The sequence below is a fragment of the Streptomyces sp. NPDC090499 genome (assembly GCF_044769305.1).
Lineage (GTDB): Bacteria > Actinomycetota > Actinomycetes > Streptomycetales > Streptomycetaceae > Streptomyces.
Genome location: NZ_JBIVXP010000003.1, coordinates 23434 through 38684, shown reverse-complemented (window position 1 = coordinate 38684; position 15251 = coordinate 23434). Strand labels below are relative to the sequence as shown.

Here is a 15251-nt window from a genome sequence, read left to right as displayed (position 1 = left end):
CCATGCCCATCAGGATCCTCCCCGCCGTCGGTGACGCGGACGCCGTCCGCTCCCTGGTCTCCCTGCTCAGCCAGCTCCCGGACGCCGAACCGCTGGCCCCCGTCGTCGACTCCACCGGGCTCGTCGACACCCTCGCCCGGTCCGCCGCCGAGTCCGTCGACGAACTCCCCGAGGTCGTCGTCGTCCACGAACGCATCGGCCCGGTACCGGCGCTGGAACTGATCCGCGAGGTGGCCCTGCGCTTCCCCGCCGTCGGCGTCGTCCTCGTCACCACCGACACCAGCCCCGGCCTGTTCGCCGCCGCCATGGACTCCGGCGCCCGCGGCCTGGTCGGCCTCCCGCTGAGCTACGAGGAGCTGGCCGGCCGCGTGCAGGCCGTCGCCCAGTGGTCCACGGGCGTACGGCGCCACCTCGGCCACGGCGCCGACGTCTTCGCCGGCGTCGGCGGCACCGTCGTCACCGTCAGCGGCGCGAAGGGCGGCACCGGCGCCACCCTCGTCGCGGTCCAGATCGCCCTCGCCGCCCAGGCCTCAGGACACTCCACCGCCCTCGTCGACCTCGACCTCCAGACCGGCGACGTCGCCTCCTACCTGGACGTCCAGTTCCGCCGCTCGGTCGCCGACCTCGCCGCGGTCAACGACATCTCCCCGCGGGTCATGGCCGAGGCCGTCTTCCGCCACGACTCCGGGCTCGCCCTGCTCCTCGCACCCGCCGAGGGCGAACGCGGCGAGGAGGTCACCGACCGCGCCGCCCGCCAGATCCTCAGCGCCCTGCGCTCCCGCTACGAGGTGGTGGTCGTCGACTGCGGCGCCCAGCTCGGCGGGGCGAGCGCGGCGGCCGTCGAGTCCGCCGACCTGGCCCTCCTGGTCACCACACCGGACGTGGTCGCCGTACGGGCGGCGAAGCGGACGGTACGGATGTGGGACCGGCTGCAGATCCGCAAGGCCGAGGAGACGACGGTGGTCGTCAACCGGTACACGCGCGGTACGGAGATCCAGCCGGCGCTGATCGCCCGCATCACCGGGACGGCCATGGCGGGCACCCCGATCCCTGCCAACTTCAAGGAACTCCAGGGCGCGGTCGACGCGGGCCGCATGCACGAGCTGGACGCGCGGAGCACCGTGAAGCAGGCGATCTGGGGGCTGGCCGGGGAGCTCGGACTGGTCAGGTCGGGGGAGACGGCACCGCCACGCCGGTCCGGGGCACGGGCCAGGGGCGGGGAGCGGGCGGCGGTGGGGTTCCGGCGACGGAAGGAGCTGCCGTGAGGGGCCGGTGGGCGGGTGCGGGGGCGTGGGGGTGGGCCGCGCAGTTCCCCGCGCCCCCGAAAGCAGGGCGCTGCGGTGAGCGCCCCTTCAGGGGCGCGGGGAACTGCGCGAGCAACCCCCACGCCCCCGCAGCCGACCGCGGACAAGTCAGCATCGAACTCCTCGGCATGACCCCGGTCATCATCCTCACCCTGGTGCTCATGTGGCAGGCCGTCCTCGTCGGCTACGCCTTCACCCTCGCGGGCAACGCCGCCGACGAGGGCGTACGGGCGGGCACCGCCGTCCCCCGCGGGGAACGCTTCGCCGCCTGTCAGCGCGCCGCGCTGGAGGACCTCTCCGGCTCCTGGCGGGCGGGCGCCGAGGTGAGACAGTGCGGTGGGACCGGCACGGTGACCGCGGACGTCTACCTGCGCGTCCCGGTCCTCTTCCCCGGCTCCGTCGACTTCCCCGTCACCGTGCACGGCCACGCCGGCACCGTCGAGGAGGTGAAGAACTGAGATGCGCCCCCGTCCTCCACGCCCCCGTCCTCCACGCCTCGGCCTTCCACGCTTCCGTCTTCCCCGTCGGCAGCACCGCGACCGCGACGGCGGCCAGGTCGCCGTCGAGTACCTCGGCTTCCTCCCGATCCTCCTGATCGTCGGCCTGGCCGGCATCCAGCTCGGCGCCGTCGCCTACGCCGCCGAACAGGCCGGTACGGCGGCACGGGCGGGGGCACGCGCCGCCTCGCTGCGGGAGGACGCCGGCGCCGCCTGCGCGTCCGCGGTCAGCAGCGGGATCGACGTGAGCTGCGCGACCTCCGGCGGCGGCGACTCGGTCACCGTCACCGCCACGGTCCACATCCCCAAGATCGTCTGGGACCTCGGCAACGCCACCAAGTCCGCCACGATGCCCGTCGACCACTGAACGAGGAGCACGGCAACATGAGCCTGCGGGCACGCATCAACTCCCCCGAGGAGCACGGCAGCCGGGGCGAGGACGGCCACCTGGTCTCCTCCTACCGGGCCAAGCTCCTGGAGGAGATCGACCTCGCCGAGATGAGCGCACTGGCCGCCGCCGAGCGCCGGGCCCGTCTCGAACGCGTCCTCGGCCACATCATCAGCCGCGAGGGCCCGGTCCTGTCGACCGTCGAACGCTCCCAGCTGATCCGCCGCGTCGTCGACGAGGCCCTCGGCCTCGGCATCCTGGAACCGCTCCTCGAAGACGCCTCGATCACGGAAATCATGGTGAACGGCCCGGACGCGATCTTCGTCGAACGCGGCGGCCGCGTCGAGCAGCTGCCGCTCCGCTTCGTCTCGGCGGACCAGCTGATGCAGACCATCGAACGCATCGTCTCCACCGTCAACCGCCGCGTCGACGAGTCGAACCCGATGGTCGACGCCCGCCTCCCCTCCGGCGAACGCGTCAACGTGATCATCCCGCCGCTCTCCCTGACCGGTCCCACCCTCACCATCCGCCGCTTCCCACGCTCCTTCACCCTCCAGGAGCTGATCGGCTTCGGCTCGCTCGACGAGCACATGGTGTTCCTGCTGGCGGCCCTGGTGCAGGCGAAGTTCAACATCATCGTCTCCGGCGCCACCGGCACCGGAAAGACCACCCTGCTCAACGCCCTGTCCGGCCTGATCCCGGCCCACGAACGCATCATCACCATCGAGGACTCCGCCGAACTCCAGCTCCAGCAGACCCACGTGGTCCGCCTGGAGTCCCGCCCGCCGAACGTCGAGGGCAAGGGCCAGGTCACCATCCGCGACCTGGTCCGCAACTCCCTGCGGATGCGCCCCGACCGGATCGTGGTCGGCGAGGTCCGCGGCGGCGAGGCCCTGGACATGCTCCAGGCCATGTCCACCGGCCACGACGGCTCGCTGGCCACCGTCCACGCCAACAGCGCCGAGGACGCGCTCACCCGGCTCCAGACCCTGTCCTCCATGTCGGACGTCGAGGTCCCCTTCGTCGCCCTGCACGACCAGATCAACAGCGCGGTCGAGGTCCTCGTCCAGCTGACCCGGTTCGCCGACGGCGCCCGCCGGATCACCGAGATCGCGATGCTCGACAGCCACGGCAGCGAGCCGTACCGGCTGGCGACCGTGGCCCGCTTCGACGCCCAGCCCATGACCCACGACGGGCGGGTCTTCGGCGCCTTCCAGTACTTCCCGCTCCCGCGCCGCACCGCCGACCGCCTCTACATGGCGAGCCAGCCCATCCCGCAGGCCTTCGGCGTGGCCCAGCACTTCGACCAGCTCACCACCCGAGAAGCCCGGTAGGCGGCCCATGTCCCTCCACGACCTCGTCACCCTCACCACCGGCATCACCCTGCTGGCCTGCCTGCTGGCCGTGCTGGGCCTGCACACCTACGCCTCCGGCCGGGCCCAGCGCGCCGCCCTGGTGGACCGACTCTCCTACTCCGGCCAGGCCCCGCTCTCCGGCCGCCGGCGCCGGTTCCGCAACCTGGACCGCCGGCTGCGCGGCACGTCGGTCGGCCGACGCCTGGAACTCCGGCTGGCGGCGACGGGCCTGGACGTGACGCCCGGCGAGTTCCTCGTCTACATGCTGGCCGCCGTCGCCTCCCTCTGGCTCATCGGCCAGGCCGCCCTCGCCCCCTTCTTCGGCCCGGTCGCCGGCCTCCTCGGTGTCTTCGCCGCCGTCCAGTTCCTCAACTGGCAGCGGCAGAAACGCATCGAGCGGTTCATCGGCCAACTCCCCGAGCTGTCCCGGATCCTGGCCAACGCCACCAACGCCGGCCTCGCCCTGCGCACCGCGATCGGCATGGCGGCGGAGGAGCTGGAGGCCCCGGCCGGCGAGGAACTCGCCAAGGTCGCCGACCAGCTGGCCATCGGCCACTCCATGGACGACGCGCTCGGCGAGCTCGCCGAGCGGCTCCCGTCCCGCGAACTGGTCGTCCTCGTCACCACGCTCGTCCTCTCCAACCGGGCCGGCGGCCAGGTCGTCTCCGCCCTGCGCAACCTCACCGAGACCCTGGAGGAGCGCAAGGAGACCCGCCGGGAGATCCGCACCCAGCTCTCCCAGGTGACGATGACGTCGTACGCCGTCCCGGTCCTCGGCGTCGGCGCCCTGTTCCTGATGAACGGGGTCAAGGACGGCACCCTCGCACGCATGACGGGCACCGGCCTCGGCCAGGCGGCCGTGATCATCGCCTTCGGGCTGTACGTCATCGGGTTCGTCCTCATCCGCCGCCTCAGCCGCATCGACGTATAGGGAAGAGGTGGTATGTCACATGGCACTCCTCCTGGCCCTCCTCATGGCCCTCGCCGTCTACGGCGTCTTCGCGGGCGTCCGCATGTACCGCGCGGACGCCAAGCTCCCCGCCGACCTGGCCATCGCCCTGGAGGTCGGCGCCACCCGCACGGGCGCCGCCAACTCCCTCATCGACCGCATGGGCATGCGCTACGCCCCCGCCGTGCTGCGCCTGATGGGCCCGCGCCAGGTGGCCAGGTACCGCCGCAGGATCGACCTGGCGGGCAACCCCGGCGGCCTCACCATCGACCGCTACGCGGCCCGCCGCGCCGTCTACGGCGCCCTCGGCGGCACCGGCTTCCTGGTGTTCCTCCTCCGCGGCCAGTGGCTGGTCGCCGTCCTGCTCCTCCTCTTCGGCGCGTTCTGGACGGAGGTCGGCATCTGGTCGGCGATCCGCCTGCGCAAGGACGTCATCGAACGCACCCTCCCGGACTTCCTCGACGTCCTCGCCGTGGTGGTCGGCGCCGGCCTCGGCTTCCGCCAGGCCCTGGACCGGGTGGCCACCCACTACGAGGGCCCCTGGGCCGACGAACTGCGCATCACCCTGCGCCAGATGGACCTCGGCATGAGCCGCCGCCAGGCCTTCGCGGAACTCCGCCGCCGCAACGACTCCGAACAGGTCGCGATGTTCGTGACGGCACTCCAGCAGGGCGAGGAACTGGGCGCGCCGATCGTCGACACCCTGGTCGCGCTGGCCAAGGACATGCGCCGCACCGACGCCCAGAACGCCCGCCGCAAGGCGGCCCGCGCGGTACCGAGGGCCACCCTCATGATCACCACGTTCATGGTCCCGGCGACGATGCTGCTGCTGGCCGCGGGCCTGCTGCTCGGCTCCGGGGTCGACTTCGGGTCGGTCACGGGTAAGTAGCGGGAAGCAGGCGGAGGTGACGACCGTGGCGACCAGCGAGGACGAGGAGAAGGCCGCGCCCCGCGCCGTCGGAGTGGACGGCGCGGCGGGAGTGGCCGGTGCGGCGGGCGCGGACGAAGCGGCCGGTGCGACCGTCGAGGCCGGTGCGACCGCCGAGGTCGGCGTGGACGACACGGACCGTTCGACCGACACGGACCGGTCGACCGTCGCGGACCGTTCGACCGATACGGACCGGTCGACCGTCGCGGACCGTTCGACCGATACGGACCGTTCGACCGTCGCGGACCGTTCGACCGTCGCGGACCGTTCGACCGATACGGACCGGTCGACCGACACGGACCGGTCGACCGATACGGACCGTTCGACCGTCGCGGACCGTTCGACCGATACGGACCGGTCGACCGACACGGACCGGTCGACCGACACGGACCGTTCGACCGTCGCGGACCGTTCGACCGTCGCGGACCGTTCGACCGACACGGACCGTTCGACCGTCGCGGACGGCTCGAAGGTCGAGGTCCGTGCTCTCCAGGCGATGTGCCGGCAGGTCTTCGGCCTCCGCCTGGCGATGATCGCCGTGGCGACCCCGGCCGCCCTCCTCAACGCCAGTCCCGGCCTCGGCGCCCGCCTGGTCGGCTCGGCCGTGGTCGTCACGTTCATGGTCTCCTACGTCCTCTTCCGGGACTGGCAGCGCTTCGGCCCCCTCCTCCTGCGCCACCCGACCCTCCTGGCCGCCGACACCCTCTTCGGCTCCCTCCTCCTGATCTCGGCGGGCCCCGACACCACCCTCGCGTACGTCAGCGTCTGCACCCCCCTCCTCGCCGGCCTCCTCTACAGCTGGCGCGGAGCGGCGGTCTTCGCCTCCCTCCAGTCGCTGATCCTCCTGGTGGCCCAGGAAGCGCTGCGGCACCACTCCGTACTGGCCGAGTCCCTCCTCCTCCCCGGCCTCTGTGTCATCACCGGCGCGATGGGCTCGACCCTGCGCAACCTGATGCTCCGCTTCGGCGCCGCCACCGAGGCCCTGACCGAGACCCGGGCCCGCCTGGCCGCGAGCGAGGCGGCGAGCGCGGAACGCGCCCGGCTGGCCCGCGAGATGCACGACTCGGTGACCAAGACGCTGTACGGCGTGGCGCTGGTCGCCGACGGCCTCGCCGCGTCGGCCGCCGTCTCCCCGGACCGTCTGGACCCGGCCCTGATCAGGCAGCAGGCGGACCTGCTGGCCAGGGCGGCCCGCCGGGCGGCGGCGGAGTCCCGTGAACTCCTGACGGACCTGCGCGGCGGCCCGGAGGACGACGTGCTGTCCCAACTGGAGTCGCTGACCACCGGCTTCACGGCGCGCACGGCCCTCTCCGCCCGGTACGACGGCCCCGCCGCCCCGGTCCCGCTCCCGCCCCCCACCGCCCGCCAGCTGCTGGGCATCGCGGCGGAGGCCCTGGAGAACGCGCACCGCCACGCGCACGCGACGAGAGTCGACGTACGGGCCGCCACCACCCCCACCCACCTGGTGGTGACGATCCACGACGACGGCCGGGGCCTGCCCTCGGACACGTCCCTCGAAGACCTGCGCCGCACCGGCCACTTCGGCCTGCTCGGGATGACGGAACGGGCGGCGGCGGTGGGCGCCCGCATCCAACTGACCACCGACAAGGGCACGGAGATCCGAGTGGAGGTGCCACTGACGTGACCGGCGACGTGACCGACCAGCCGAGGCCACTGCGTGTTCTGGTGGCCGACGACAACCCGGTGATCCGCGCGGGCCTGACCGCCGTCCTCTCCGCGGCGGACGACCTCACGGTGGTGGCGGAGGCCGAGGACGGCCGCGCGGCCTACGAGGCGGCCCTGCACCACCGCCCCGACGTCATCCTCCTGGACGTCCGCATGCCCGGCGTGGACGGTATCGCGGCCCTGCCCCACCTGGTCCGCGTCGCCCCGGTCATGATGCTGACGTACAGCGACGCGACGGCCCTCGTGCAGGAGGCGGTCCGGCTGGGCGCCGGGGGTTACCTGGTCCACGGCGAGTTCACGACACGGCAGCTGACCGAGGCGGTACGGGACGTGGGCCGGGGCCGCCCGCACTTCACCCCGACGGCGACGAACGCGTTGCTGGAGCATGTCAGAGGGAACGCAACTGCACACACTCAACCGGAACTAGGCGTTCTCCGTAGGGATTTTACCCCTCGCCATCTTTCGCGATTGCAATCTACCGTGGGACAGTCATCCCAGTCCCGGTTTCAACTGAGTGGCAGAGAGGCGGAGATCATGGACCTCATCGCGTCCGGCATGAACAACCAGCAGATCGCCGCCGTCTGTTTCATCAGCGAGAAGACGGTCAAGAACCACATCAACCGCATCTTCGCCAAACTCCACACCACCACCCGTGCCCAGGCGACGGCCAAGTGGCTGGGGGTGGCCTGAGATGAGGCCGGAGAAGAACCGGGTGAACTGGGTCCGGATTTGGGTCCCGGGACCCTCCGCCGAAGGGTATGTTCCGCCATACGCTGCCAGGATCGGAACCGAACCCGGAGGGGAGCACCATGAGCAACCTGATGCTGCGGATGCTTGTCGCAATGCAGCGCCGTGCCGACGACCGGGGTCAGACCGCGGTCGAGTACCTGGGGATCATCGCGGTGGTGGTGGCGATCGTGCTGGCGGTTACGGGTACCAGCATCGGCCAGACGATCCTCACCAAGATCACTGCGGAGATCAACAAGATCACGTGATAGGTGTTCGCCGTTACGGCGACTCGGGGCAGGCCTTCCCTATCTACATCACGGTAGTGGGAGGCCTGCTCTTTCTCGCGCTCGCGTACCTCGCGGTCGGCCAGGCCGCGGTGAACCGGAACGGTGCCCAGACGGCCGCCGACGCGGCGGCGCTCGCCGCGGCCATGAACACGCGTGACGAGCTTGCGGACCAGTGGGTGCAGGACGTACTCGACCCGACCAAGTGGCAGGACATCTTCGACGGCAAGGTGGACGTCGCGGACTCCTGCTGGCGTGCTGCCCAGCTGGCGTCACAGAACGATGCGACAGCTCAGTGCACACCAGAGCCGCCGCTGAGTTACATGGTCGATGCCAGGACGAACAAGACCGTGGGCGACTCCGTCGTTCCCGGCACCGAGAGCATCAGGTCGACGGCACAAGCCACCGCCGTGATCGAACCGCTCTGCACGTTCACGCTGTCCGGAACGGGCGGCGTACTCCCCGAACTCACCTGCAAGGACCGGAACTGGACCCTGGACCCGGACGACCTCAAGGACCTTCCGGGCCCCGAGGACCTCTTCGATGTCCATCTGGCCGACTGACAAGCGAATCGACGAGTGAAGAAGGAAGCGGTGCGATGAGCATTCGGTTCACTGCGATGGCTCGCAGGGGGGCGGTCGCGTTGCTGGTAACGGCCGGTCTGGCGGTGGCGACCGGCTGCGGTGGCGGGGGCGACGACAAGGCGGACAAGCCCCGGACGTCGGCCTCTGCCTCCAAGGGCGGCGGATCGAACCCGAGTGCTCAGGAAGGCCAGTCCGAGACGCCGTTGGCCGAACTCAAGGGAACGGACGGCCTGCTCCTCCAGGTCACCTCGGTTCAGCGGGACTCGGGCGGTTTCGTCACCGTCAACGGGGACATCAAGAACGACGGCGCCAACTCGGTCGTCATCCCCGCCCAGGTCAGCGGTGACGAAACGGAGATCACCAAACACGGCTTCTCGCTCGGCGGGGCCACCTTGGTGGACTCCAAGGGCAAGAAGCGCTACTACGTCCTCCGCGACACGGACGGCCGGCCACTCACCAGCACCGGCATCACGAATGTGGACGCCGGCCAGACCATCCCCGTCTTCATGCAGTTCCCCGCCCCACCGGCCGACACCACCGAGGTCACCCTCCAACTCCCCACCTTCGCCAGCGGCACCATCAAGATCTCCGGGTGAGGCCGAAGTGACCACTCCACGCCTCCCCCTGACCCTGGGCGCCGCGGCGCTCCTCCTCGCCGCGAACCTCTGCGGCGCGACGGCCGCCCGTGCCGACGGCGGCGACCCGAGCGTCCCCCCGGGCACGGAACCCTCCGCCTCCGCCCCCGTGAAGATCGACCCCACCGACCCCGACCTGAAGCTCCCCGAGGGCGCCACCCTGGCCGATCCCAAGGTCCTGGACATCAAGTCGGTCGTGGAGGACCAGAGCGGGGACGAACGACGTGAGGACACCAACGCGGACGTGACCTTCGCCCTCCAGGCCGAGGTGTTGTTCAGCAAGGACAGTGCGAAGCTCAGCGCGGCGGCGAAGGCGCGGATCGGGGCGATCGCGGACGAGATCAGGAAGCAGAACCCGACCCAGGTCCGCGTCTTCGGCTTCACCGACAACCTGGGCACCTCGGCCCACGGAGACGTCCTCTCCCGCCAGCGCGCCAACGCCGTGCAGGGTGTCCTGGACCAGGACCTGAACGACCCGAACATCACCTTCGACGTCCGCGGCTACGGCGAGCAGTACCCGATCGCGGACAACTCGACGGAGGAGGGAAGGAAGAAGAACCGCCGGGTGGAGGTCACGTTCCCGCGGACGGAGAGCTGAGCTCCACCTCGACCGTCACCCGCGCGCCCGTCCGCACTCCCCATCCGGCCATGACCCCCGCTGCCGCCTCCAGCACGTGCCGGGAGCGGAGGCGCGGCCGGCCGAGGCGGCCCGGCGGCATCGTCCGCACGGCGATCACCTTCAGCCGGCGGTCCAGGTAGGCGACGTCGATCGCCATGCGCATCCCGAAGGTGTGGATCCCGTTGGCGGGCGACAGCAGGATCGCCCCGTCAATTCCGTCACGCCCGAGCAACCCTCTGGTGCGCGCACGATAAGAGGTGGCGATCTCCAGCGGAACAGCCTCCACCTGGCCCCCCTCCCCGTGCACGAGCAACGTCCCCCGGCCGTCTCGCCACCGTGCCATCCCAGCCGCCTCCGCCCGCCCTGCTCGCTGCCGCATGACATGAATGAACGTACAGGCACGGCGATGTAGGAGATCCAACGGTCGCCCTTCCCGGTTTTGGGCTTCAGCCGTCCCGCGCTTCACAAGTGGAACCGTTACAGTTCCTTACTGGTCTCTTACTCGTGCCACTGGCGGGTGCCGGAGCGAGGGCCCGGAAGTGGAAGAAGAGGAAGCGGAAGAGGGGGAAGCGCGTGGCCGACCGGCTGGTCGTTGACGGCGATGAGCTCGCGCACTTCATGAAGTTGCTGAAGAAGTCGAGCAGCTCGCTGAAGGGACTGCGCAAGGCGCTGAGTGACGCCACGGTCAGCGGACTCGGTACGGACGACCTGGACGGCGCGTGTCAGTACTTCCAGGCGGAATGGAAGTACGGCACCGAACAGATCGGCGAGCAAACCGACGACCTCGCCGAGATCATCGGAAAGAGCAGAGACAGCTACAACGAGGTGGACAAGGCGCTGGAAGAGGCTCTGAAGAAGGCCGGGTCGGGTAAGGGCGAGGGAGCGAAGTGACCTACACCCCCGGCACGGAACGGCCGAGCGGTGTTCTCGACACGCAGACACGCGCGGACTACGACAAGCCGCAGGGCCTCAAGTCGCGTTCGGGTGTTTCCAGCGCCGACTATCCGAACCTGGGCTTCAATCCCGCTCCGGGCAGCACCGATACGGTCCACGACCTTCACATCAAGCTCACGAACTGCGCCAAGGTCCTGGAAGAGTCCCATGGCCTGGTCACCAAGCTGATGGACGGCAGCTACTGGAAGGGCGACGCCGCCGTCGCCTTCCGGGAGGAACTCGACGGTGGGCCGTTGCCGCTCAACCTGAAGAACGCCGCGCACTCCATCCGCAAGGCGGCCCGCCAACTCGACCGCTGGGACGGCGAGCTGGAGGATTTCCAGCGTCGCGCGAAGAAACTGGAGAGCGACGCCAAGGACGCGCAGAACGCGCTGGCTGCGGCCAAAGGCCGCGCTGGCAGGGCGAAGAGCGACCCCGATCTGCAGAAGAAGGGGTCGCAGCACGAGGCGGCTCAGAAGACGCTCACCCACGCGAACACTGCCGTGGAGGAGGCCCAGGCCGACCTCGACGCGATCATCAACAGGGCGAAGAAGCTCGCCGAGGAGCACGAGCAGAAGGCCCGCTACCGGGCGGGCAAGATCACCGACGCCACACAGAAACTCGCCCCGCACGAGCCCGGCCTCTTCGATGAAGCCCTCGACTGGCTCACCGACAACCTGCCGGACATCCTCAGCTGGACCGCCGCGCTCCTCGGCGTCATCGCCCTGTTCGTGGTCACAGGCGGCACGGCAGCGGCGGTGCTGCTCCTGGCCGCGGCCGCACTGAGCGCCGGGGCGGTCGCGACCCGGCTCTCGGACCCCGCCGTACGCGCCTCGCTGTGGGACGGCTTTCGCCACGGAGAGATTGACGCCGACTTCTGGAGCAATGCGATCGGCGTGGCGGCGGATGGGCTGGGCATGCTTCCCGGACTCGGTGCCGCGGCCAAGGGGGCCCCGGTGCTGTTCAGGTCGGTGGGCGAAGCCGGCGAGGTACTCACCGTGGGCCAGCGGTTTGCCGCAGCCGGAGGCAGATCCATGGAGTCAGCCAAAGCCTTTGCCGAACTGAAGAATCCGTTCACGGAATGGGTGGTGGCAAAGGCGCCACGCCTGACCGAGACGGTTGAGGCCGCCGAGAAGGTCGCTCCGTGGGCTGGTCTCACCACAGCCTCGTACGGATTGTCCGCGAGCTTGAGTGACTCATTGGACAACGACAGCGTGGCGAACGTAGGCACCGGCGTCGACGGTTTCTTCCTGGGGCCGATCGACACCGCCGAGACGGTCGATCTGGTCCGGCGAGTCTTCGGTCCTCTGTGAGAACCGCCCGGACATCGATTGTCCATCCTCCCTCTCCCCACGAGAAAGCAACCTCTCATGCATCCCACCGATCACCCCACAGCCTGGGACCACGTCCCCACCCGCGTCGCGTGGGCACGGCACATGGCCATGAACGTGGTGGGGCTTATCGGGTGGCCTGCTGGCTGGGTGGCGCTCATCGGCATCTCCACGTTCACACCGAACTGGGTGGTCTGGGTGTTCATGCCGTACTTCCTCTACAGCTTCTACCGGTTCTTCGTCCAGCTCACTTACTTTCCCGCAGCTCTGGGCATCCGACGCGTCCTGCGTGAGTACCCCTGGCAGATCCTCGAAAGGATGCCGAGCGGACTCGGCAGGTACCCAGGTGCTCGCGACGACGGAATCTGGTTCGAGTTCCGCAATCCGTCCGGATCGGAGGAGAGGATCCCGCTGGTGTTTCTCAAGCACTACCGGTCGTACTGGTGGTTGCGCCGACTGGACGGCCCCCGTACGAAGCCCGAGCGCAGGGCGCAGATCGAACCGCTCTGGTTCGCGGGGGACCCGCGCTTTCTCGGCGTGGTCGCTGCGTCCGGCCGCGGTGGCCAGGTACCGAAGCGGCTGCATCTCCTCTACCAGCGGCCGGTCTTCGACAGCAGGTGTGCCCCGGAGGGTTGGGGTGCCGACCCGGCGGCCGTCGACCGTGCCGGCCGCGCCGGTGCCCGGTACCTCCCGGAGCCGTCACAGTCCTCCGCGCAGGGATGAGAAGCGCCTCATCGTGACCACCGCACCCGCCGTGAACATCATCGTCCACCCCAGCGCCGAGGAATCCGGCGACGGCGTCTGGTTCGCCGTACCCGCCGGATTCACCACCGTTCCTCTCACCGCTCTAGTTGCGCCGACGGGATCCCCCGAGGCGCAGCGACTCCGCGAGGCGCTGGGTCCGACCCTCGACGCGGCCCCGGACGAGTTGTCCAGGCAGGAATTCATCACAACACTGATCGCGGTTCAGCGCATGCTGCACAGCGTCTACCAGAACGGCACAGCGCACTGCGCGGTCGGCCTCCATAGGGACGACACCGATGACACCGAGGATCTGGAGGGAAGTGCGCTGCTTTCCCTTTTCACGGTCTCCTGGGTGGACACCGCCTGGGCCCCGCGCGCAGTCACCGCTGCCCGAGTTCTGGTGACGGCGGAAGGCCACACGGGCATCGACTTCACGGAAGTGCCCTGCGGCCCGGCCGCGTTCAGCGAGACGCTTCGTACGGCTGTTGCCGAGTCGGGTCTTCCCCCGCAACCCCTGCTGCAACTCCACGGCTACCTCCCGCACCCCGACGGCACCGCCCTCGCGCTTCTCACCCTCAGTACTACTGCCGTACGTCGGCGAGCGCAGTACCGCGCGATCCTCCGTCAGATCGCAAAAACAGTCACCTTCGAGGATCCCTTCGCGATCGCCGCAGGTGGTGAGGGTTCGTGAGTGGTGCTTCCCCGCCGCTTCCATGGGCCTCGCAGCCCGCCGTCATGCACCCGCCCACCCGCCGCGCGATCCACCGCCGGCTGATCCGCCAGGCGGTGCTTCTCTTTGTCGTATGGCCCGGCTTCTTTCTGGCGATCGCCCTGGCCGCGGCCTCCGACGCCGAACAGTTCATACCGATCCTGGTCAGGGGCGTCTTCGTCACGCCAGTCCTGCTGCCGCTCAACCTCTGGGGAGCCGTCACGGCCCTCCGTATGCATCGCACGCTGAGCGCGCACCCCTGGCGGCTGGTGAAGTGCGAGGTCGTCGTACCCGGCACGCACGGGTGGCGGCCCAGGGAGTACGACCCTGCCACTGCGCGTGAGGCGAGGGTCCCGGCGATCCTCAGCATCGGGCGGGAGGTCCTGACGTCCACCCCCTTCAAACGCCATGTGAGTGTGCGGCTCGACCACGTCTGGTGTGCAGGCCCTCCGGGCCCTGGTGCGGTGGTCTCCGAACCGGGCGGCGCCAGACCCTTCCGGCTGGCTCTGCGCAAGGATCTCACCGCGTCCACCACACGGGCCGACGCCACCTGACCCTGGGGGAGTGGCGACGCCACAGCTTGGTTGTGACGGTCGTCTGCCCTGGGTAGGACCTCCCCATGACATCACTCGGCGCAGTCTTCCGCCCCCAGCTACCCCCCGAGCGGCTCCGGGACGTCGTGCGGGTTGCTGATGACGTGGGGCTGGAGGAGTTGTGGCTGTGGGAGGACTGTTTCCGGGAGGGTGGGGTCTCCGCGGCGGCGGCCGCGCTCGGGTGGTCGGAGCGGGTGCGGGTCGGGGTGGGGCTGTTGCCGGTGCCGTTGCGGAACGTGGCGGTCACCGCGATGGAGGTCGCCGCGCTGCACCGGATGTTCCCGGGGCGCGCGATCGTCGGCGTCGGCCACGGCGTGCAGGACTGGATGGGCCAGGTCGGCGCCCGCGCGGAGTCCCCGCTGACCCTGCTGCGCGAGCATCTCGACGCCCTGCGCGCGCTGTTGCGCGGGGAGCGGGTCACGGTCGACGGGCGGTACGTCCGGCTGGACGGCGTCGCGCTCGACTGGCCGCCCGCCGGCCCCGTCGAGGTCCTGGCCGGCGCCGAGGGGTCCCGCACCCTGCGCCTGTCCGGTGCCGCCGCCGACGGGACCGTGCTCACCTCGGCCACCTCGCCCGACGGGGTGCGCCGGGCCCTGCGGCTCGTCGAGGAGGGGCGGCTGGCCGCGGGGCGCGGCGCGGACGAGCCGCACAGGGTGGTGGTGTACCTGCTGACCGCCACCGGTGCCGACGGGCCCGCCCGGCTCCGTGCCGAACTCGTCGCCGAGGGGCTGGAGTCCGTCCCCGACCTCGGTGTCGCCGGGGACGCGGGCGCCGTCGCCAAGGCCGTGCAGCGGCTCGCGGAGGCCGGCGCCGACACCGTCGTCCTCCAGCCGACGGCGGACGAACCCGACCCCGAGGGCTTCGTACGGTTCACCGCGGAGGAGGTCCGGCCGCTGGTGCCCTAGGTGTTCTGTCCATAGGGCCCGGCGCCGCCCGCCCGGTGTCCGGGGGCGCGTTGTCAGTGGCGGGTGCCACACTCGCCG

General features: G+C 70.4%; 19 protein-coding genes. 18 read left to right on the top strand and 1 reads right to left on the bottom strand.

The genetic code is table 11. The annotated features are described in order from the left end of the window. Nucleotides 1–2: 2 nt before the first annotated feature. From ACIQVL_RS12160 to ACIQVL_RS12105, 12 genes are all read left to right on the top strand, one after another. Nucleotides 3–1265, top strand: a complete 1263-nt coding sequence (locus ACIQVL_RS12160) for a CpaE family protein (protein ID WP_403443703.1) — start codon at nt 3–5, stop codon at nt 1263–1265. A gap of 167 nt (nt 1266–1432) precedes the next feature. After that, a complete protein-coding gene (locus tag ACIQVL_RS12155; RefSeq protein WP_403441224.1) occupies nt 1433–1762 on the top strand; it encodes a pilus assembly protein in 330 nt (109 codons plus the stop codon). Between the two features lies 1 nt (nt 1763). Continuing rightward, the gene (locus ACIQVL_RS12150; RefSeq protein WP_403475245.1) at nt 1764–2168 is read left to right on the top strand and encodes a TadE/TadG family type IV pilus assembly protein; all 405 of its coding nucleotides are present in this window, start codon (nt 1764–1766) and stop codon (nt 2166–2168) included. A gap of 17 nt (nt 2169–2185) precedes the next feature. Next, on the top strand, nt 2186–3523 hold the full coding sequence (locus ACIQVL_RS12145; protein WP_403441207.1) for a CpaF family protein: 1338 nt from the start codon (nt 2186–2188) through the stop codon (nt 3521–3523). Between the two features lie 7 nt (nt 3524–3530). Next, on the top strand, nt 3531–4475 hold the full coding sequence (locus ACIQVL_RS12140; protein ID WP_403475244.1) for a type II secretion system F family protein: 945 nt from the start codon (nt 3531–3533) through the stop codon (nt 4473–4475). Nucleotides 4476–4494: 19 nt separating this feature from the next. Then, nucleotides 4495–5382 carry a DUF5936 domain-containing protein gene (locus ACIQVL_RS12135; protein ID WP_403375256.1) on the top strand — a complete coding sequence of 296 codons (888 nt, stop codon included), beginning with the start codon at nt 4495–4497 and terminating at the stop codon, nt 5380–5382. Between the two features lie 535 nt (nt 5383–5917). Continuing rightward, a complete protein-coding gene (locus ACIQVL_RS12130; protein WP_403475526.1) occupies nt 5918–7066 on the top strand; it encodes a sensor histidine kinase in 1149 nt (382 codons plus the stop codon). Beyond that, a complete protein-coding gene (locus ACIQVL_RS12125; protein ID WP_403475243.1) occupies nt 7063–7797 on the top strand; it encodes a response regulator in 735 nt (244 codons plus the stop codon). The genes ACIQVL_RS12130 and ACIQVL_RS12125 overlap by 4 nt, the downstream gene beginning before the upstream one ends. Before the next feature lie 119 nt (nt 7798–7916). After that, nucleotides 7917–8102: a hypothetical protein gene (locus ACIQVL_RS12120; protein WP_093499360.1), complete on the top strand. Its 186-nt coding sequence runs from the start codon at nt 7917–7919 to the stop codon at nt 8100–8102. Continuing rightward, complete coding sequence (locus ACIQVL_RS12115; RefSeq protein ID WP_403441220.1) at nt 8102–8683, top strand: pilus assembly protein TadG-related protein; 582 nt, start codon at nt 8102–8104, stop codon at nt 8681–8683. The genes ACIQVL_RS12120 and ACIQVL_RS12115 overlap by 1 nt, the downstream gene beginning before the upstream one ends. A gap of 35 nt (nt 8684–8718) precedes the next feature. Beyond that, nucleotides 8719–9300, top strand: coding sequence for a hypothetical protein (locus ACIQVL_RS12110; RefSeq protein ID WP_403441199.1), 582 nt, complete (start codon nt 8719–8721; stop codon nt 9298–9300). A 7-nt stretch (nt 9301–9307) separates the two neighbouring features. Beyond that, nucleotides 9308–9937 carry an OmpA family protein gene (locus ACIQVL_RS12105; RefSeq protein WP_403441196.1) on the top strand — a complete coding sequence of 210 codons (630 nt, stop codon included), beginning with the start codon at nt 9308–9310 and terminating at the stop codon, nt 9935–9937. On the opposite strand, the gene ACIQVL_RS12100 is transcribed toward ACIQVL_RS12105, so the two are convergent. Continuing rightward, complete coding sequence (locus tag ACIQVL_RS12100; RefSeq protein ID WP_403475242.1) at nt 9912–10301, bottom strand: DUF192 domain-containing protein; 390 nt, start codon at nt 10299–10301, stop codon at nt 9912–9914. The two genes, ACIQVL_RS12105 and ACIQVL_RS12100, sit on opposite strands and share 26 nt — an antisense overlap. A gap of 230 nt (nt 10302–10531) precedes the next feature. Between ACIQVL_RS12100 and ACIQVL_RS12095 the strand changes: the two genes are divergently transcribed. The 6 genes from ACIQVL_RS12095 to ACIQVL_RS12070 all read left to right on the top strand — a co-directional run bounded on the left by ACIQVL_RS12095 (nt 10532) and on the right by ACIQVL_RS12070 (nt 15173). Continuing rightward, on the top strand, nt 10532–10849 hold the full coding sequence (locus ACIQVL_RS12095) for a hypothetical protein (RefSeq protein WP_403475241.1): 318 nt from the start codon (nt 10532–10534) through the stop codon (nt 10847–10849). Further along, the gene (locus tag ACIQVL_RS12090) at nt 10846–12204 is read left to right on the top strand and encodes a hypothetical protein (RefSeq protein WP_403475240.1); all 1359 of its coding nucleotides are present in this window, start codon (nt 10846–10848) and stop codon (nt 12202–12204) included. The genes ACIQVL_RS12095 and ACIQVL_RS12090 overlap by 4 nt, the downstream gene beginning before the upstream one ends. 57 nt (nt 12205–12261) lie before the next feature. Then, the gene (locus ACIQVL_RS12085) at nt 12262–12945 is read left to right on the top strand and encodes a hypothetical protein (RefSeq protein WP_403475239.1); all 684 of its coding nucleotides are present in this window, start codon (nt 12262–12264) and stop codon (nt 12943–12945) included. Between the two features lie 13 nt (nt 12946–12958). Next, nucleotides 12959–13657, top strand: a complete 699-nt coding sequence (locus ACIQVL_RS12080) for a hypothetical protein (protein WP_403475238.1) — start codon at nt 12959–12961, stop codon at nt 13655–13657. 44 nt (nt 13658–13701) lie between these two features. Further along, on the top strand, nt 13702–14229 hold the full coding sequence (locus ACIQVL_RS12075) for a hypothetical protein (protein ID WP_403475237.1): 528 nt from the start codon (nt 13702–13704) through the stop codon (nt 14227–14229). 65 nt (nt 14230–14294) lie between these two features. Next, nucleotides 14295–15173, top strand: a complete 879-nt coding sequence (locus tag ACIQVL_RS12070) for an LLM class flavin-dependent oxidoreductase (protein ID WP_403475236.1) — start codon at nt 14295–14297, stop codon at nt 15171–15173. Nucleotides 15174–15251 lie beyond the last annotated feature (78 nt).

Bases quoted from the DNA above. Each gene is read 5' to 3' on its own strand.
- ACIQVL_RS12130 (WP_403475526.1), top strand. From the start codon at position 5,918: ATGTGCCGGCAGGTCTTCGGCCTCCGCCTGGCGATGATCGCCGTGGCG.
- ACIQVL_RS12150 (WP_403475245.1), top strand. From the start codon at position 1,764: ATGCGCCCCCGTCCTCCACGCCCCCGTCCTCCACGCCTCGGCCTTCCA.
- ACIQVL_RS12100 (WP_403475242.1), bottom strand. From the start codon at position 10,301: ATGGCACGGTGGCGAGACGGCCGGGGGACGTTGCTCGTGCACGGGGAG.
- ACIQVL_RS12160 (WP_403443703.1), top strand. From the start codon at position 3: ATGCCCATCAGGATCCTCCCCGCCGTCGGTGACGCGGACGCCGTCCGC.
- ACIQVL_RS12135 (WP_403375256.1), top strand. From the start codon at position 4,495: ATGGCACTCCTCCTGGCCCTCCTCATGGCCCTCGCCGTCTACGGCGTC.
- ACIQVL_RS12145 (WP_403441207.1), top strand. From the start codon at position 2,186: ATGAGCCTGCGGGCACGCATCAACTCCCCCGAGGAGCACGGCAGCCGG.
- ACIQVL_RS12110 (WP_403441199.1), top strand. From the start codon at position 8,719: ATGAGCATTCGGTTCACTGCGATGGCTCGCAGGGGGGCGGTCGCGTTG.
- ACIQVL_RS12155 (WP_403441224.1), top strand. From the start codon at position 1,433: ATGACCCCGGTCATCATCCTCACCCTGGTGCTCATGTGGCAGGCCGTC.
- ACIQVL_RS12140 (WP_403475244.1), top strand. From the start codon at position 3,531: ATGTCCCTCCACGACCTCGTCACCCTCACCACCGGCATCACCCTGCTG.
- ACIQVL_RS12070 (WP_403475236.1), top strand. From the start codon at position 14,295: ATGACATCACTCGGCGCAGTCTTCCGCCCCCAGCTACCCCCCGAGCGG.
- ACIQVL_RS12085 (WP_403475239.1), top strand. From the start codon at position 12,262: ATGCATCCCACCGATCACCCCACAGCCTGGGACCACGTCCCCACCCGC.
- ACIQVL_RS12120 (WP_093499360.1), top strand. From the start codon at position 7,917: ATGAGCAACCTGATGCTGCGGATGCTTGTCGCAATGCAGCGCCGTGCC.
- ACIQVL_RS12075 (WP_403475237.1), top strand. From the start codon at position 13,702: ATGCACCCGCCCACCCGCCGCGCGATCCACCGCCGGCTGATCCGCCAG.